This window comes from Allobosea sp. CCNWLY174 (assembly GCF_037120455.1).
GTDB lineage: Bacteria > Pseudomonadota > Alphaproteobacteria > Rhizobiales > Beijerinckiaceae > Allobosea > Allobosea lupini.
Genome location: NZ_JBBBBQ010000002.1, coordinates 597,423 through 612,978, shown reverse-complemented (window position 1 = coordinate 612,978; position 15,556 = coordinate 597,423). Strand labels below are relative to the sequence as shown.

The following is a 15,556-nucleotide window of genomic DNA, read 5'->3' as shown; positions in this document are numbered from 1 at the left end:
AAACACTTTCCATAAATAAAACAGGGATTACGTGAAATCCTATTTGAACAGGCGTTCGCCCTGTTCGTCGATCAGCTGCCGGGCCTTGACGATCGCGAAATCGGCTGCCTCATCGGCGCCCGGGAAGCGGTCAGCCCGGATGAAGCGATGGCTCTTCACCTCGCCGTCGATCTCCTTCTCGATCAACCCGGACAATTGCTGCTGCCCCCCCTCCGGGAACGGCGTGGCGTGGATGGTGAAGCCCTTGTATTCGATGGTCTTCAACGGCCCGGCAGGCGTAGCCGGCTTGGCATCCTTGCGGCCGAACAGGGATTTGAGAAAGGACATGACGCGCTCCGTGTGACCGGCGCTGTATAGCGCAGATGCGGCCTGATTGGCCAAGCTCGCCTTGTGGGCTTGTCTTCTCGCAAAATAATACCATACAGTATTGTACTGTTATGGAGGCTGGCATGAATTTCTGGCTCGCCCTTGCCGCCGCGCTTGCGGCCATCACCACCCTGATTCACGCCATTCTCGGCGGCCGGGAGATCGCGGCGCCGCTACTGGCTGCCGAGCGGCTGCATGCGGTGCCGAAATTCACCTTGTACTACTGCTGGCATCTGGTGACGATCGTGCTCGCCGCACTCGCCCTGGCCTTCGGCCTCGTCGCGACCGGCCAGGGCAGCCGCGACCTCGCGCTCTTCGCCACCGCCGGCGCTGCGCTGTTCTGCCTCTGGGGCCTTGGTATGGTCGGGCTGTTCCGCCTGCGCATCGCGCATTTCCCGCAATGGGCACTGTTCGCGGCGATCACGGCGAGCGGCACGATCGGCTTGTGGCAGTGACTGGTCTTCCCCCGCGCCGCTTCCGCCTGGGCGACTGGCTCGCGCTCGGGCTCACTGCGCTCGCCGAACAGGGGCCTTCCGGGCTGACCATCGAGGCGCTCTGCCGCCGGGCCGGCAAGACCAAGGGCTCGTTCTACGCTCATTTTCCGGCAATCGAAGCCTACCTCGCCGCCCTCGCCGGGCATTGGCGCGAGACCCATACCCTTCGCCTGATGCAGGAGGTCGACAAGGGCGGGCCGGCACAGGAGCGGCTGATCGCGCTAGACCGCATGGCGCTCGCCCTCGACGTGCGCATCGAGCAGGGCATGCGCCGACTCGCCCAGCTCGACCCCGGCGTTGCCGCGACCTGTGCCGAGGTCGATCGCGAGCGTATCGCCTATCTGGAGACTCTTCATGGCGAGAGCGGGCGCTTAGCGCCGGAAGAGGCTCTCGCGCTCGCCCGCATCGAATATGCCGCCTATATCGGCTTCCAGCAGCTCGACCTCGGCCTTTCGCCGCAGGAGCTGCATGACTGCTACGGCATCCTGATGCGGCTTTTGCACCGCCCCGCCAGCGGCTGACGGCTCAGGCGAGATGCAGCACGACCGCGCGCCGGTGCGGGCTGGTCCGGTGCTCGAACAGGTAGATGCCTTGCCAGGTGCCGAGCACGAGCCGGCCACTGCTGACCGGGATCGACAGCGAAACCGGCAGCACCGCCGCCTTGATATGAGCCGGCATGTCGTCCGGCCCCTCCGCGCGATGGGTAAGATAGGCCATGGCCGCATCGTCCGCCGGTGGCACGAGCCGGGCGAAGAAGGCGGACAAGTCACGCTGCACATCCGGATCGGCGTTCTCCTGGATCAGGAGCGAGCAGGAGGTATGGCGCACGAACAGCGTCAGCAGGCCGACATCGACCGCCGCCTCGCGTACGAAGCGGGCGACCGCGTCGGTGAATTCGTAGAGCCCCGCCCCGCGTGTCTCGATCGCGAGGCGCGTCTGCTTGCCAGCCATCACCGCTCGGTCAGCGCGAGCTTGGCGCCGAGCGCGACGAAGGCCGCCGCGAAGGTGCGCCGCAGCCAGGCCATCACCGCCGGCCGGCTCACCACCTTGTCGCGCATCGCCGCCGCGAACAGGCCGTAGAGCGCGAAGACGACGAAGGTCATCGCCATGAACACGCCCGAGAGCTCGAGCATGCGCGCCATCGGGCTGGCCTCGTTCGCGGCGATGAACTGCGGCAGGAAGGCGACGAAGAAGATCGAGAGCTTCGGATTGAGCACGTTGAGCGCAAGGCCGTCGACCAGCACGCGCCAGGCCGAGCGCTCGTCGGCCGCAGCCTCGACGCTGAGGGCGCCCTGCTCCTTCAGCGTCTGCCAGGCCATCCAGAGCAGATAGGCGACGCCGGCATATTTGACGATCGAGAAGGCCAGCGCGCTGGCATGCAGCAGCGCTGCAAGGCCCATCATCGCGGCGATCAGATGCGGCACGATGCCGAGCGTGCAGGCGAAGGACGCGAGCAGGCTGGCCTTGGCCCCGCGCGTCAGCCCGGCGGCGATGGTATAGATCGCGCCCGTCCCGGGCGAAGCGACGATGATCAGCGAGGTCAGCAGGAATTCGAGGGACATGCGTTGCTCCACTTCCTGCGACGAGGTCGGTGGCGCATCGATATCCCGGGCGTGAACGCCTTGCTAGCCCAGCCCCTCGAAGATGCCGCCGATGACGCTGACCACCGCCTCACCGGTAGCAACCACAGCGGCCCCGGCGCCCTCGACCACGGTCCCGACCACCTCCACCGCGACGCCGACCGCATCGATGGTGACGTTGCTGGCCACATCGAGCACGCCGCCGACGACGTCCCCGGCCGTCGAGCCTTCCTCTTCCTGCTTCTTCGCCTGGGGCGGAAGATTCGCCTGAAGCGCCGCCTTGGCGGCCTCGATCTCGTCCGCGGTCGGGATGCCGGCCATCTCTGCTCCTCCAAGGGAAGCCCCGATTGTGAGGCGTACCTTAGCAGAACTGTGGCGGACTGGACCGATTCTGCTTGCGCCCTGTGCCTGTCGATCGTAAAGGCAGCGCCGCGTCCCCAGGGTCAGCCGTAAGCGTCTCACGTCAGGCAACGCATCCACGAAGGCTCAGCGCCGCCGGGATGCAACAAGGCCCTGACGGCGCGGCCTGTCCTTGCAGGATGTCTCCCATGAACTCCGTCCGCAAATTGCCGACGCGCTATGGCGCGTTCGTCACACCCTTAATCCTGTCCGGCCTGATGACTCTGATCGTGTCGGGTATTTCGACCTTGCGCGTGCTCGGCCCGACGCCGGCCTTCCTGCAGGGCTGGCCCGGCGCCTGGGGCCTGTCCTGGCTGATCGCCTTCCCGGTGCTGCTGCTGGCCCTGCCGGTGGCGCGCCGGCTCACGGCGATGCTGGTCGCGCCGGCGGGGTGAGCCCGAGCGACGCGCTCAACACGTCCGCGCGATGTCGTGGACCGCGGCGAGCAGGCGCTCGATGTCGTGCTCGCTCGTGAGATAGCTGACGGAGGCACGCACGATGCCGGCGAGCCCGCGTGCCTCCATGTCGAACGGTGTATAGGCGGGCCCGTTCGCTCCCACCGAAATCCCGGCACTCGCAAGCCGGTTCTTGACCGCGTTGACGTCGAGGTCACCAACAGTGAAGGACACCAGCCCGGACCGTTGCTGCCCGAGATCATGGATGGCGACGCCGTCGATGGTCGCAAGCTCGGCCCGCAACCGCCTCGCCGTCAGGTCGATCTGGTCCCGAATCGCAGGCACGCCGAGCGCCAGCGCCTCATGCAGCGCGACGCCGAGCCCCAGCAGCAGCGCGGCCGCATGCTCGCTCGTCTCGAAGATCCGCGCATCGCCGCGCGGCACTGGCCCCTGCGCCGTCCAAGGCGCGGACAGGACATCCGAGAACACCGGGTCGAGCCACTGCCGGAACGAAGCCCGGACATAGAGGATCGCGGTTCCGCGCGGGCCGCGCAGATGCTTGCGTCCGGCACCCTTGAGCACGTCGCAGCCGATCGCCTCGACATCGACGGGAATCTGCCCGAGCGCCTGCCCGGCATCGACGAAATAGGGGATGCCGGCCGCACGCGTCACCCGGCCGACTGCCGCGGCGTCGTTGATCAGGCCGCCATTGGCCGGCAGCCAGGTCAGGGCGACGAGACGGAGGCGCTCGTCGATCATGCCTGCGAGCGCCTCCGGATCGACCGAGCCGTCCTCGCGGCAGGGGATCATCTCGATCCGCGCTCCAGAGCGCGCTGCCGCGCGCTGCATCGTCGCGAGATTGCCGCCCCATTCCTGGCGCCCGACCAGAATGCGGTCGCCGGCGCGCAGCGGCGGCAGGGCGGCGAAGGCGAGCCCCCAGCCGGCGGAGCCGCTGGGGGTGAAGGCGATCTCGGCGGGCGTGGCGTTGACAAGGCGGGCGGCATCCGCCCGTGCCTGATCCAGCCGGCCCTGGACCGCGACACTGGCCTCATGCGGGCCGTAAAGGGCCTCGCGCTGGAGTTGCTCGGTCACCGCAGCGAGCGTGCCGGCGGACATCAGCGAAGCGCCGGCGTGATTGAAGTGGATGCTGGTCGCGCAGCCCGGCGTTTCGGCGCGGAGCGTCTCGATATCGAGGCGGCTCATTGCCGAACCTGCACAAGGCGGGTTGCGTCCGTAGCCAGGGCGAGCATCAGCGAGGGGTCAGTCATCATCATCGTCGAAATCCCTTCGATCCCGACGATGGCAGCGCCGTCCGCGGCTGACCAATTCGAAACGTCCGGCGCTGCGATCGATCTGGCTCATGGGTCGAGCCTGGTCTAAGGCTTCACACTCGATGATCGGACTCCCACGACATGCGCTCCTCGCCCGTCCTGCCGCCGCTCCACGCGCTGCGCGCCTTTGAAGCCGTCGGCCGGCTCCTCAGCTTCCGTCGCGCTGGCGAGGAATTGCTGATCACGCAGAGCGCCGTCAGCCATCATGTCCGGACGCTGGAAGAGGCGCTGGGAACCATGCTGTTCGAGCGCAAGGGGCGCAGCATCGCCTTGACCGCGGCAGGCGCACGCTATCTCGACAGTATCTCGCAGGCCTTCGCTCTGGTCGCCGACGGAACCCGCGAAATCCGCTCGTACGCTACGCGCCAGGTCCTGACGGTGAGCCTGCTGCCATCCTTCGCTGCCAACTGGCTGGTGTCGCGTCTCGCCGGTTTCCGCGCCGCCTATCCGCAGATCGAACTCGTCCTCGACCCGACGCTGAACCAGGCCAACCTCGCCGCCGGGGAGGCGGATATCGCGATTCGCTACGGCGTCGGCGAATGGCCGGGCCTGCGCTGCGAGCTGCTTGCCGCCGAAAGCCTGCTTCCGGTCCTGAGCCCGGAGCTGGCGGCACGTCAGCCACTGGCGAAACCTGACGACATCCTCTCGCACACCCTGCTGACCAGCCATCGTCCCACCGAATGGGAGGCCTGGTCGCGGCATACCGCCCTCGACCTGACTTCAGCCAGCCGGCTGCAGTTGACCGACTACAACATCGTCCTGCAGGCCGCGCTCAATGGCCAGGGTGTCGCTATAGGCCGCAGCCTTCTCGTCGCGGATCATCTCCGCCGTGGCGCATTGCTCGCGCCATTGTCGGATTTCGCGACCGCGCCGGGGCTTGGCTACTGGGCGGTCCTGCCGGGCAGCGGCGCAGGCAAGCCGGCCGCGGCGATGTTCGTGAACTGGCTCAGGCGCGAAATCACCGAGGCCGGATCCGCGGGAATGTCCCGCCAAAATGAAACGGGGCGCTGAAGCGCCCCGTTCGAACTTCGCGTCAATTGTCCAGGAAGCTCCGGAGCTTGCGGCTGCGGCTCGGGTGCTTGAGCTTGCGCAGCGCCTTCGCCTCGATCTGGCGGATGCGCTCGCGGGTCACGCTGAACTGCTGGCCGACCTCTTCGAGGGTGTGGTCGGTGTTCATGCCAATGCCGAAGCGCATGCGCAGCACGCGCTCCTCGCGCGGGGTTAGCGAAGCCAGCACGCGCGTGGTGGTCTCGCGCAGATTGCTCTGGATCGCCGCGTCGATCGGCAGGATCGCGTTCTTGTCCTCGATGAAGTCGCCGAGATGCGAATCCTCCTCGTCGCCGATCGGGGTCTCCAGCGAGATCGGCTCCTTGGCGATCTTCAGGACCTTGCGCACCTTCTCAAGCGGCATGGCCAGCTTCTCGGCCAATTCCTCCGGGGTCGGCTCGCGGCCGATCTCGTGCAGCATCTGGCGCGAGGTCCTGACGATCTTGTTGATCGTCTCGATCATGTGCACCGGGATGCGGATCGTGCGGGCCTGGTCGGCGATCGAACGGGTGATCGCCTGGCGAATCCACCAGGTCGCGTAGGTCGAGAACTTGTAGCCGCGGCGGTACTCGAACTTGTCGACCGCCTTCATCAGGCCGATGTTCCCCTCCTGGATCAGGTCGAGGAACTGCAGGCCGCGGTTGGTGTACTTCTTGGCAATCGAGATCACGAGACGCAGGTTCGCCTCGATCATCTCCTTCTTCGCCTGCCGGGCCTCGCGCTCGCCCTTCTGGACCATCAGCACGATCTTACGGAATTCCTGGATCTCCAGGCCGGTCTCGGAGGCCATCGTATGGATGTCCTCGCGCAGATCCTTGATCCGGTCCTTCTCCTGCGCGACGAACTCCTTCCAGCCGCGCGAGCCGAGCTTGGAGACGCGCAGCAGCCACTTCGGGTCGAGCTCGCCGCCGATATGCTGCTTCAGGAAATCCTCGCGGCCGACGCCATAGCTCTCGGCGAGACGTAGAAGTCTCGTCTCGTGAGAAATAAGCCGCTTGTTGATGTCGTAGAGCTGCTCGACCAGCGCCTCGATGCGGTTGTTGTTGAGCGAGAGCGACTTCACCGAAACGATGATGTCGTCCTTCAGCTTCTTGTACTTGCGGTCCTGCGACGGCGAGAGCTTGGCGTTCTCCAGCCGGCCGGCAATGTCCTGGTCCTGCAGGCGGCGCAGCTTGGTGTAGTTGCTGGCGATCGAGTCGAAGGTTTCGAGCACGCGCGGCTTCAGCTCGGCTTCCATGGCCGAGAGCGACACGTTGTTCTCCATGTCGTCGTCGTCCATGCCTTCGGGCGGAGTCTCGCCCTCGGGTGCAGCCTCCTCGGCCTCAGCCACCTCCTCGCCCTCGCCCGGCAGCTGGTCCGGGTTCTTGCCGTCGGGACCGGCATAGGTCGCTTCGAGGTCGATGATGTCGCGCAGGAGAACCTTGCCCTCCATCAGCTCGTCGCGCCAGATGATGATCGCCTGGAAGGTCAGCGGGCTCTCGCAGAGTCCCGCGATCATCGCCTCGCGGCCGGCCTCGATGCGCTTGGCGATCGCGATCTCGCCTTCGCGCGAGAGCAGTTCGACCGAGCCCATCTCGCGCAGATACATGCGGACCGGATCGTCGGTGCGCTCGGTCGGCTCGAGATTGCGCTTGGTCTCGACCGGCAGCGCCGAGCGCTGCGCCTCGACCATGTCGCCGCCCTCGGCCTCGTCCTCTTCGCCGTCCTTGCCGCGGGCCGCGCGCTCTTCGCCTGCCGCTTCCGGATCCTCGTTGTCGACGACGTTGATGCCCTGCTCGCTGAGCTGGCCGAGCACGTCCTCGATCTGCTCGGAGGAGAACTCTTCCGACGGCAGGACCTCGTTCAATTCGTCATAGGTGACATAGCCGCGCTTCTTGGCGAGCTTGATCATCCGCTTGACGGCCTGATCGGTGAGATCGAGAAGCGGGCTGTCCGTGCTCGGGGGCGCCTCCGGGGAACCCGCTTCGGACTTGTCCCGCTCGCTCACTTTGGTCGCCATCAATCAGCGCTCCACCATCTTGCGCGCCGGTGCTCTGGCCCCGACGCATAAAAGGGCGCCGCGGCAGACGTCACTGCCGCGCACCCACCCAACTCATCCGCCATGGATAGCACCGACCATCGTTGATGAATCGTGCACCATCCTCAAAGCCGTCCTCGATTCTGCCGACGAAAGCAACGGGCCGGCCTGGTCATTTCTCGGGGTTGGCCTCGGTCCCCTCGATCGTCTCGAGGCGAGCCTTGACGTCCTTCATCCAGGCGAAATTGGCTTCCGTTGGTTCGTCAGCCAATGCGCGTTCGGCTGCCTTCAGCTCGCTATGTAGCGTGCGTGCGCGATGATGCAAGACGAGAGCCTGACGAATCGAATCAAAAACAGATTCAGGATCAGCCGTTTGCGCGAGTTTCAGCCGTTCGGCCGGCTGAGTGACGGCGAGCAGCGCCGCCCTCGCCTCCGCCACGCGGGTCTGCTCCAGCCTGCGCCCGAACGCCTCCTGGTCGAAGCTCCCATCGAAGGCCGCTTCGACGAGCGCCTGGCGGAAGCGCTCGGCCGCGGTCCCGTCGAGCGCAAGCTCGGCGATCTCGTCGACGCAGCGCATGACGAGGTCCGGATGGCTCGCAAGGGCCAGCAGGATGAACGCCTCGCGCGTGTTTTCGCCGTGCCTGCGCTGCATCATCTGCGAACCGGCAAGTTGCGGGCTCGGCCGCACCAGCGACAGCGGCGGCCGTTCGGAGCCACGCGGAAAGCCGCGCCCGCCGCCGCGCGCAGTACCGCCGCCGAACCCGCTCTGGCGCCGGCCCTCGAACCGCTCCTGCCGCGCCGGCGCGAAGAGCTGGCCGAGCCGCTCGTCGATCTCGCGGCGGTAGTGCCGGCGGGTGACCTCGTCGCGAATCAGGCCGAGCGGCTCCTTCAGGCGGCGCTCGAAGGCGGCGCGCCGCTCGGGCGTGTCGAGCTGGCTCGCCTCGAATTCGCGGGCCCAGAGCATGTCGACGAGCGGCTTGGCCGAACCGATCACCTCGGCGACCGCGGGCTTGCCACCCGAGCGGGCGAGATCATCCGGATCCTGCCCTTCCGGTAAAAGCGCGAAGGAGAGCGAGCGCCCCGGCTCCAGCAGCGGCAGCGCGAGGTCGATCGCCCGGCCCGCCGCCTTGCGGCCGGCCTTGTCGCCATCGAGGCAGATCACCGGTTCGCCCGCCATGCGCCAGAGCAGCGAAAGCTGGTCCTCGGTCAGCGCCGTGCCGAGCGGTGCCACCACCTGCGGGAAGCCGGCCATCGTCATGGCGATGACGTCGACATAGCCCTCGACCACGATGACCTGGCCGGTGTCGTGCGCGGCTTTGCGGGCATTGTGGTGGTTGAACAGCAGCGCGCCCTTGTGGAAGAGCGGCGTCTCAGGCGAGTTCAGATACTTGGCCGGGACGTCGGCGCTCATCGCCCGGCCGCCGAAGGCGACGACGCGACCGCGCGCATCGTGGATCGGGAACATGATCCGGTCGCGGAAGCGGTCATAGGGCACGGCGATCTCCTCGCCATGCACCAGCAGCCCCGTCTCCATCATCGCATCGGCGCCGACGCCCTTAGCCGCGAGATGGTCGCGCAGCGCGAAGCGGTCCGGCGGGGCATAGCCGATGCGGAAGAGCTGGCGCGCCTGCCCTTCCAGCCCGCGCCCCGAGAGATAGCGCCGCGCCAGCCCGCCGCGCTCCGATTGCAGCTCGGCCTCGAAGAAGCGCGCCGCCAGCTCGACCACCTCATGCAGCCCCTTGCGCTTCTCCTCCTGGATCTGCGCCTCGAAGGAGACCTTCGGCAGGGTGACGCCGGCTTCCGAGGCGAGCTTTTCGACCGCCTCCGGAAAGGACAGCCCTTCGGTCTCCATCACGAACTTGAAGATGTCGCCGTTCTTGCCGGAGGAGAAATCGAAGAAGGAGCCCTTCTGGTCGTTGACGAAGAAGGACGGCGTCTTCTCGGCATTGAAGGGCGAGAGCCCCTTCCATTCGCGGCCGGCCTTGGCGAGGCGCACGCGCTTGCCCACGACCGCCGAAACAGGCAGCCGCGCCTTGATCTCCTCGAGCACGGAGGGCGGGAACTTCATGGCTCCCTATCTGGCCGCTGCGAGCCCGCTTGCCAACTCCTGAAGGCGCCCTTGTCGGGCTTATGGTCCATATCCACAGCAAGCCCCATATGATAAAGAAAATCGCGAAAAAGGAAGAAAGCCGTGGCGCTCAACATCAAGGACCCGGAGACGGAGAAAGCGGTGCGCCAGCTGGCGCGCCGGCGCGGCCTCAGCCTGACAGAGGCCGTGCGCATGGCCGTCAGGAGCGAGCTCGACAAGGACGAATTGTCCGAGGAGGAGAAGGCGCGGCGGGTGGCGGCGGCGCATGCCTGGATGAAGGAGTTCTACAAGAAGTACGGCATCAAGCCGGCCGAGCGTTCCATGACCAAGGAGGAGATGGACGATATCGTCGGCTATGACGAGAACGGAATGTGGGGATGATCGTCATCGACGCCTCGGCAGTCGTCGCGATCATAACCGGTGAGCACGACGCTCAGGCCCTGCTCGAACGCATTGCCCTCGCATCACATCGCTGCATTTCGGCCACCAACTTGTTGGAAGCACGGCTCGTCCTCGAACTCGGCCGTGGTCTCGAATCGATTCTGTTGAACAATCTCCTGTCCCGGTGGCAGATCGAGATCGTGCCGTTCGATAAGGAAGACATCGAATTCGCCTTCGACGCCTATCGCCGCTACGGCAAGGGCCGCCATCCTGCCAAGCTGAACATGGGTGACTGCGCGGCCTACGCTTTGGCCAGGTCGCGCGGCTGGCCGCTGCTCTACAAGGGCGCGGATTTCACGCAGACCGACATCGAGCGGGCCTGATGCCGCCAGCGGTCGAGACACGGCTGCTGCGCCAGTTCATCGCCGTCGCCGAGGAATTGAACTTCCACCGCGCGGCCGAACGGCTGCACATGGCGCAGCCGCCGCTGAGCCAGGCCATCCGCAAGCTCGAGGATGCGCTCGGCTTATCTCTGTTCGAGCGCAGCAATCGCAGCGTCGCGCTGACGCCCGCCGGCGCGGCCTTCCTCATCAGCGCCCGGCGCATCCTCGCCCAGCTCGATGAGGGCATCCGCGAAGCGCGGGCCGTCGCCGCCGGCCAGGCCGGCCGGCTCGCGATCAGCTTCGTCGGCACGGCCCATGACCTGCTGCCTCTGGCGCTGCGCCGCTTCCGCGCGCAATTCCCCGACATCGAGCTCGTCCTGCGCGAGGCGACCACGGGCGAGCAGCTCGCAGCGATCACCGCGGGCGAGGCCGATATCGGCCTGATGCGCCAGCCCGGTATCATGGTGGCTCAGCTCGCCAGCGAAACCCTGCTGCGCGAGCCGATTCTCGCCGCACTGCCGGATGACCACCCCCTCGCCGGAGAGGAGAGCATCCCTCTCGCCGCCCTCGCCGGCACCGAGTTCATCGGCACGCCGCGCCAGCTCGGCATCGGCTTCCACGACCAGATCATCGGGCTCTGCCGCCTCGCCGGCTTCTCGCCGCGCATCGTTCAGGAAGCACGCCAGATGCAGACCATCGCCAGCCTGGTCGCGAGCGGCCTCGGCGTCTCGCTGATCCCGGCGTCACTGGCGCTGATACCGCGCGCCGGGGTTGCCTTCCGGCCGATCGCCGTCGAGGCGCCGCCGGAGATGACCAATATCGAGCTGATCGCGGCCTGGGATGCGACGCGTCATTCGTTGGCCCGCGACAACTTCCTCGCCGTGCTCAGGCACGTGGCCTGCGATATGCAGTTCATATCAAACTAGAACAAACAATATATTTTACCGCGATCATCGCGGCTGGCAGCCTTTCCTCGACAGCAACAACGAGGGAGCATTCGCTATGCCAAACCGCTTGCGACGATGGGGCCTGATCGGCGCGGCCCTGGCCGCGGCCGCCCTTTTCACCACCCCGACCTCGGCAACCGAACGAGTGACCATGATCGAGCAATTGCGCATCTACGAGATCTTCGAGAGCAACAAGGAGGCCTTTCACGCCCGCTTCCGCGACCACGCCGCCCGCATCATGAAGACCTATGGCTTCGACATCGCCGCGATGTGGGAGGCCAGGACCAAGGATCGCACGGAATTCATCTACGTCCTGCGCTGGCCCGACGAGGTGAGCATGCGCCAGAGCTGGGCCAGCTTCATGCAGGACGCGGAATGGTCTGCGATCAAGGAGCGCACCTCGGCCGAGCACGGCCGCCTGGTCGGCGGAATCGAGGAGCGCGTGATGCAGCGCACGAGCTATTCGCCCTGAGTAGACGCCTCTCTAAGGACACTGCAGCGGGTCGTCCGCCAGGGCTTTCGCCACGCCCTCGGTCGGCAGCAGGACGGCGGCGTCGCCGGCCCGCAATTCGATGCGCGTCGCATCGCGCAAGGCTGCCACTACCGGCTTCATCTGTGCAGCGCCGAAACTGCCGTCGGGTTTCCAGGTCAGTTCGACCTCGTCGATGCCCGCCTGCGCCGTGACCGGCACCCGCGTCGCCTTGCCGTCGGCCACGATCTCGATCGCCGACGGCAGGGCGTCCTTGAGCTGCGTCTTGGGCAGGACGGCGATCAGATAGGGGCCGCCCGCAATCGCCGGATTGGCGCGGGCCGCCGCCGCAGCGCCGCAATAGAAGGTGAGCCGCGTCCCGTCGGCACCGTTCACCCCGGCATAGGAGGTGCCCATCTGGTAGCCGGTACCCCAGCCTTCGGATTGAGCCAGAGCAGCCGAGCCATGCAGGGTCAGACCGAGCGTCAGGATAGCGATCGATCGTTTCGACATCGGAAGCCTCCTTTGCCGAAACGCTGTCCGTCGATCTGGCGAAAATGCCGCCCGCGGATCAGCCGCCCAGCAACTGCTTTACCATAGGCGAGACCTTGGCGAAGTCCATCTGGCCGGCGTAAGCCGCGCGCAGCGCGCCGATGACCTTGCCCATGTCCTTGACGGCGGATGCGCCGGTCTCGGCGATGACCTCCTCGATCGCCGCCTTGATCTCCTCGTCGCTCATCTGCTTGGGCAGGTAGGACGAGATCACCGCGACCTCGGCGCGCTCGCCCTCGGCGAGCTCGGGCCGGCCATTGGCGTCGTAGATCGCGATCGATTCCTGGCGCTGCTTGATCATCTTCTGCAGCAAGGCGAGGATTTCGTCCGGCGTCGCCTCGCCGTTGCCGGCGCCGCGCGCCTCGATGTCCTTGTCCTTCAGCGCCGACTGGATCAGGCGGATGGCAGCGACCTTGCCCTTCTCGCCGGCCTTCATCGCGGTCTTGAGGTCGGCAGTGAACTGCTCGCGCAGAGTGGACATGATGGTACGAACCTTCTTCATTCATTGACGGGGCGCGGCCGCCTGATTAAGGCTCGCGCTCCAGACCGGCAGCGCCATTTCGCGCAGCCTTCACGCTTGCCGCAGCTTCCAGCGGCCTGGACGAGACATAGACATGACCGCTCACGAAGGAAACCCCGCCGCGCAAGGCGGGCAAGAGGGCTGGGTCGAGCCGCGCGCGACTGCCGTGCTGGTGCTGGCCGACGGCACGGTGCTCGAAGGCTTCGGCCTCGGCGCGATCGCGCAGGCGCCCGGCGAGGTCTGCTTCAACACGGCGATGACCGGCTATCAGGAAATCCTGACCGACCCGTCCTATGCCGGGCAGATCATCACCTTCACCTTCCCGCATATCGGCAATGTCGGCGTCAACGAGGAGGACACCGAGACGGTCAACGCCGCCGCCTCCTCCGGCGTGCGTGGCATCGTGCTGCATGCCGAGGTCACCCAGCCCTCAAACTGGCGCGCCGCCAAGCATCTCGACGCCTGGCTCAAGGCCCGCAACATCGTCGGCATCAGCGGCGTCGACACCCGCGCCCTGACCGCGTTGATCCGCGAGAACGGTATGCCCAACGCCGTCATCGCCCATGACCCGGCCGGCGATTTCGACATCGAGGCCCTGAAGAAGGAGGCCGCCGCCCTGCCCGACATGGCCGGGCTCGACCTCGTGCCGCTCGTCGCCGCGACCCAGCGCTATGACTGGGACGAGACGCCCTGGCTCTGGCCGCGCGGCTACGGCAAGCGCGAGAGCGCGGCGCATCGCGTCGTCGCCATCGACTACGGCGTCAAGCGCAACATCTTGCGCCTGCTGGCCAAAGCCGGCTGCGAGGTCGAGGTCGTGCCCTCGACCGCATCGGCCAAGGACATCCTCGCCCTCAACCCCGACGGCGTCTTCCTGTCGAACGGCCCCGGCGATCCGGCAGCGACCGGCGAATATGCCGTGCCGGTGATCAGGGAACTGCTCGACCGCAAGATCCCGACCTTTGGCATCTGCCTCGGCCACCAGATGCTGGCCCTCGCCATCGGCGGTCAGACCATGAAGATGAAGCAGGGCCATCACGGCGCCAATCATCCGGTCCAGGACAAGACCACTGGCAAGGTCGAGATCGTCTCGATGAACCACGGTTTCGCCGTCGATCCGGCGACGCTGCCGGCCAACGCGACCGAGACCCATGTCTCGCTCTTCGACGGTTCGAACTGCGGCCTCGCCCTGACCGACCGCCCGGCCTTCAGCGTCCAGCACCATCCGGAAGCCTCACCCGGCCCGCAGGACAGCCATTACCTCTTCAACCGCTTCGTCGAGCTGATGGAGACGGAAAAGGCCAAGAAGGCCGCTTGAGGCGGCCCGTTTTCCGCAGCTGATATCAAGGTTGCGCGGTCATCCCGGGCGACGGAAGGGAGACCCGGGATCCATTCCGGCACGGTTCGGGAATGGATCCCGGCTCTTCGCTACGCTACGGCCGGGATGACACGGAGCTGGTTCATGAAGCTCCCAGGATTGACAGGCCCATGCGCCCGCGCTTTATGCGCGCCATGACCTTTGCCTGCCTGCTCGCCCGCAACTATTACGCCCCGTCCTCATAGAGGCGGTGGCATTTTCATGTCTCAACCGCCGCGCTGGCGGTTGAAATCAGGCAGTCACCCGGCATCGCGGCCCCTCCAGAGGACCACGCGATGTTTTTCCCGAATATCACCACTCCCTCCGTCGGCCTGATGGGCTTCGGCGCCTTCGGCCGGCTGATCGCCCGCCATCTCCGCCCGCATTGCCATCTGATCGCTTTCGATCCGGCGCTGCCGGCCGATGCGGCCGCGGGCGGCATCATCGCCGCCCACCCGGCAGAGATCGCCGCCTGCGACATCGTCATCCTCGCCGTGCCGGTCTCAGCCCTCTCGCAGGCGATCGCGACCTTGCGGCCGCATCTGCGCGCCGGAGCGATCGTCGTCGATGTCGGCTCGGTCAAGATCGGCCCGGCCATGACCATGCTAGCCGAGCTGCCCGAGGACGTCGGGATCGTCGGCACCCATCCGCTCTTCGGCCCGCAGAGCGGCCGTGACGGCATTGCCGGCCTCAAGATCGCGATCTGCCCGATCCGCGGCGCCAGCGCCTGGCGCATCGCCGCCTTCCTGCGCCGCGTGCTTGGTCTCAAGGTGATCATGACGACACCCGAGGCGCATGACCGGGAGGCGGCGATGGTCCAGGGCCTGACCCATCTCATCGCCAAGATACTGGTCGCGATGGAGCCGCTGCCGCGGCGCATGACAACCGCGAGCTTCGACCTGCTGATGCGCGCAACCGAGATGGTCCGCCATGACAGCCCGGCCGTCTTCCTCGCCATCGAGCAGGCCAACCCGCATGCACGGCCGGTGCGCGACCGCTTCTTCGCGCTCGCCGAGGAGATGCGGGCGCATCTCGACCGGGATGCCGCTTCGTCCTTCGACCAGCGGGACGCGGGAGCCCTCTCCTGGAAGGAGAGGGTTGGGTGAGGTGTTCGGACTGAAAACGGTGGCTTGAACCTGACCGCGCGTTGACCGCTCGTGTCACTGGTCCAACAGCCTACACTTCACCCTGCCCGCTCCTTCCAGGAGAGGGTTCCCCGAGCTCTTCCCTGC

The 15,556-nt window shown here is 66.6% G+C and carries 19 protein-coding genes; 10 read left to right on the top strand and 9 right to left on the bottom strand.

Translation table 11 applies throughout. The annotated features are described in order from the left end of the window. Positions 1-39: 39 nt before the first annotated feature. A complete protein-coding gene (locus V7S63_RS09775) occupies positions 40-327 on the bottom strand; it encodes an HlyU family transcriptional regulator (protein ID WP_091842774.1) in 288 nt (95 codons plus the stop codon). Between the two features lie 122 nt (positions 328-449). On the opposite strand from V7S63_RS09775, the gene V7S63_RS09770 reads away from it, so the two are divergent. Beyond that, positions 450-821, top strand: a complete 372-nt coding sequence (locus V7S63_RS09770; RefSeq protein WP_100964011.1) for a hypothetical protein — start codon at positions 450-452, stop codon at positions 819-821. Further along, entirely contained in the window at positions 818-1,381 is a 564-nt protein-coding gene (locus V7S63_RS09765; RefSeq protein ID WP_336530070.1) for a TetR/AcrR family transcriptional regulator, read from the top strand. Before V7S63_RS09770 ends, V7S63_RS09765 begins: the two co-directional genes overlap by 4 nt. 4 nt (positions 1,382-1,385) lie before the next feature. Here the strand turns inward: V7S63_RS09765 and V7S63_RS09760 are convergent, their stop codons facing one another. The 3 genes from V7S63_RS09760 to V7S63_RS09750 form a co-directional block, all read right to left on the bottom strand. Further along, positions 1,386-1,811 carry a secondary thiamine-phosphate synthase enzyme YjbQ gene (locus V7S63_RS09760; protein ID WP_336530069.1) on the bottom strand — a complete coding sequence of 142 codons (426 nt, stop codon included), beginning with the start codon at positions 1,809-1,811 and terminating at the stop codon, positions 1,386-1,388. Beyond that, positions 1,811-2,422, bottom strand: a complete 612-nt coding sequence (locus tag V7S63_RS09755) for a LysE family translocator (RefSeq protein ID WP_091842785.1) — start codon at positions 2,420-2,422, stop codon at positions 1,811-1,813. The genes V7S63_RS09760 and V7S63_RS09755 overlap by 1 nt, the downstream gene beginning before the upstream one ends. Positions 2,423-2,485: 63 nt before the next feature. Next, the gene (locus V7S63_RS09750) at positions 2,486-2,761 is read right to left on the bottom strand and encodes a hypothetical protein (protein ID WP_336530068.1); all 276 of its coding nucleotides are present in this window, start codon (positions 2,759-2,761) and stop codon (positions 2,486-2,488) included. A gap of 227 nt (positions 2,762-2,988) precedes the next feature. On the opposite strand from V7S63_RS09750, the gene V7S63_RS09745 reads away from it, so the two are divergent. Continuing rightward, a complete protein-coding gene (locus V7S63_RS09745) occupies positions 2,989-3,234 on the top strand; it encodes a DUF2798 domain-containing protein (RefSeq protein ID WP_336530067.1) in 246 nt (81 codons plus the stop codon). A 15-nt stretch (positions 3,235-3,249) separates the two neighbouring features. Here V7S63_RS09745 and V7S63_RS09740 read toward each other — a convergent pair whose 3' ends face one another. Then, positions 3,250-4,437: an aminotransferase class V-fold PLP-dependent enzyme gene (locus V7S63_RS09740; RefSeq protein ID WP_336530066.1), complete on the bottom strand. Its 1,188-nt coding sequence runs from the start codon at positions 4,435-4,437 to the stop codon at positions 3,250-3,252. A 209-nt stretch (positions 4,438-4,646) separates the two neighbouring features. Here V7S63_RS09740 and gcvA point away from each other — a divergent pair, with 209 nt between their 5' ends. Then, entirely contained in the window at positions 4,647-5,576 is a 930-nt protein-coding gene (gcvA, locus tag V7S63_RS09735) for a transcriptional regulator GcvA (RefSeq protein WP_336530065.1), read from the top strand. Positions 5,577-5,598: 22 nt separating this feature from the next. Here the strand turns inward: gcvA and rpoD are convergent, their stop codons facing one another. Further along, positions 5,599-7,611, bottom strand: a complete 2,013-nt coding sequence (gene rpoD, locus V7S63_RS09730; RefSeq protein ID WP_100964026.1) for an RNA polymerase sigma factor RpoD — start codon at positions 7,609-7,611, stop codon at positions 5,599-5,601. Positions 7,612-7,801: 190 nt separating this feature from the next. Then, complete coding sequence (dnaG, locus tag V7S63_RS09725; RefSeq protein ID WP_336530064.1) at positions 7,802-9,697, bottom strand: DNA primase; 1,896 nt, start codon at positions 9,695-9,697, stop codon at positions 7,802-7,804. Between the two features lie 123 nt (positions 9,698-9,820). Between dnaG and V7S63_RS09720 the strand changes: the two genes are divergently transcribed. The 4 genes from V7S63_RS09720 to V7S63_RS09705 all read left to right on the top strand — a co-directional run bounded on the left by V7S63_RS09720 (position 9,821) and on the right by V7S63_RS09705 (position 11,901). After that, the gene (locus V7S63_RS09720; RefSeq protein WP_336530063.1) at positions 9,821-10,099 is read left to right on the top strand and encodes a type II toxin-antitoxin system VapB family antitoxin; all 279 of its coding nucleotides are present in this window, start codon (positions 9,821-9,823) and stop codon (positions 10,097-10,099) included. Continuing rightward, complete coding sequence (locus tag V7S63_RS09715) at positions 10,096-10,482, top strand: type II toxin-antitoxin system VapC family toxin (protein ID WP_336530062.1); 387 nt, start codon at positions 10,096-10,098, stop codon at positions 10,480-10,482. Before V7S63_RS09720 ends, V7S63_RS09715 begins: the two co-directional genes overlap by 4 nt. Continuing rightward, a complete protein-coding gene (locus tag V7S63_RS09710; protein ID WP_336530061.1) occupies positions 10,482-11,408 on the top strand; it encodes a LysR substrate-binding domain-containing protein in 927 nt (308 codons plus the stop codon). Before V7S63_RS09715 ends, V7S63_RS09710 begins: the two co-directional genes overlap by 1 nt. A gap of 76 nt (positions 11,409-11,484) precedes the next feature. Beyond that, on the top strand, positions 11,485-11,901 hold the full coding sequence (locus V7S63_RS09705; protein ID WP_336530060.1) for an NIPSNAP family protein: 417 nt from the start codon (positions 11,485-11,487) through the stop codon (positions 11,899-11,901). Positions 11,902-11,913: 12 nt separating this feature from the next. On the opposite strand, the gene V7S63_RS09700 is transcribed toward V7S63_RS09705, so the two are convergent. Together V7S63_RS09700 and V7S63_RS09695 are read right to left on the bottom strand one after the other, a co-directional pair. After that, positions 11,914-12,411, bottom strand: a complete 498-nt coding sequence (locus tag V7S63_RS09700; protein ID WP_100964034.1) for a hypothetical protein — start codon at positions 12,409-12,411, stop codon at positions 11,914-11,916. A 58-nt stretch (positions 12,412-12,469) separates the two neighbouring features. Continuing rightward, entirely contained in the window at positions 12,470-12,931 is a 462-nt protein-coding gene (locus tag V7S63_RS09695) for a GatB/YqeY domain-containing protein (protein WP_336530059.1), read from the bottom strand. Positions 12,932-13,064: 133 nt separating this feature from the next. Between V7S63_RS09695 and carA the strand changes: the two genes are divergently transcribed. Then, entirely contained in the window at positions 13,065-14,285 is a 1,221-nt protein-coding gene (gene carA / locus V7S63_RS09690) for a glutamine-hydrolyzing carbamoyl-phosphate synthase small subunit (protein ID WP_336530058.1), read from the top strand. A gap of 335 nt (positions 14,286-14,620) precedes the next feature. Further along, positions 14,621-15,430 (top strand): prephenate dehydrogenase, encoded by an 810-nt coding sequence (locus V7S63_RS09685; protein WP_336530057.1) that lies wholly within the window; start codon positions 14,621-14,623, stop codon positions 15,428-15,430. Positions 15,431-15,556 lie beyond the last annotated feature (126 nt).

What these genes read in the sequence shown, in the direction of transcription:
- V7S63_RS09775 (WP_091842774.1), bottom strand. Translation starts at nt 327, where the DNA reads ATGTCCTTTCTCAAATCCCTGTTCGGCCGCAAGGATGCCAAGCCGGCT.
- V7S63_RS09770 (WP_100964011.1), top strand. Translation starts at nt 450, where the DNA reads ATGAATTTCTGGCTCGCCCTTGCCGCCGCGCTTGCGGCCATCACCACC.
- V7S63_RS09760 (WP_336530069.1), bottom strand. Translation starts at nt 1,811, where the DNA reads ATGGCTGGCAAGCAGACGCGCCTCGCGATCGAGACACGCGGGGCGGGG.
- V7S63_RS09755 (WP_091842785.1), bottom strand. Translation starts at nt 2,422, where the DNA reads ATGTCCCTCGAATTCCTGCTGACCTCGCTGATCATCGTCGCTTCGCCC.
- V7S63_RS09750 (WP_336530068.1), bottom strand. Translation starts at nt 2,761, where the DNA reads ATGGCCGGCATCCCGACCGCGGACGAGATCGAGGCCGCCAAGGCGGCG.
- V7S63_RS09745 (WP_336530067.1), top strand. Translation starts at nt 2,989, where the DNA reads ATGAACTCCGTCCGCAAATTGCCGACGCGCTATGGCGCGTTCGTCACA.
- V7S63_RS09740 (WP_336530066.1), bottom strand. Translation starts at nt 4,437, where the DNA reads ATGAGCCGCCTCGATATCGAGACGCTCCGCGCCGAAACGCCGGGCTGC.
- gcvA (WP_336530065.1), top strand. Translation starts at nt 4,647, where the DNA reads ATGCGCTCCTCGCCCGTCCTGCCGCCGCTCCACGCGCTGCGCGCCTTT.
- rpoD (WP_100964026.1), bottom strand. Translation starts at nt 7,611, where the DNA reads ATGGCGACCAAAGTGAGCGAGCGGGACAAGTCCGAAGCGGGTTCCCCG.
- dnaG (WP_336530064.1), bottom strand. Translation starts at nt 9,697, where the DNA reads ATGAAGTTCCCGCCCTCCGTGCTCGAGGAGATCAAGGCGCGGCTGCCT.
- V7S63_RS09715 (WP_336530062.1), top strand. Translation starts at nt 10,096, where the DNA reads ATGATCGTCATCGACGCCTCGGCAGTCGTCGCGATCATAACCGGTGAG.
- V7S63_RS09710 (WP_336530061.1), top strand. Translation starts at nt 10,482, where the DNA reads ATGCCGCCAGCGGTCGAGACACGGCTGCTGCGCCAGTTCATCGCCGTC.
- V7S63_RS09705 (WP_336530060.1), top strand. Translation starts at nt 11,485, where the DNA reads ATGCCAAACCGCTTGCGACGATGGGGCCTGATCGGCGCGGCCCTGGCC.
- V7S63_RS09700 (WP_100964034.1), bottom strand. Translation starts at nt 12,411, where the DNA reads ATGTCGAAACGATCGATCGCTATCCTGACGCTCGGTCTGACCCTGCAT.
- V7S63_RS09695 (WP_336530059.1), bottom strand. Translation starts at nt 12,931, where the DNA reads ATGTCCACTCTGCGCGAGCAGTTCACTGCCGACCTCAAGACCGCGATG.
- carA (WP_336530058.1), top strand. Translation starts at nt 13,065, where the DNA reads ATGACCGCTCACGAAGGAAACCCCGCCGCGCAAGGCGGGCAAGAGGGC.
- V7S63_RS09685 (WP_336530057.1), top strand. Translation starts at nt 14,621, where the DNA reads ATGTTTTTCCCGAATATCACCACTCCCTCCGTCGGCCTGATGGGCTTC.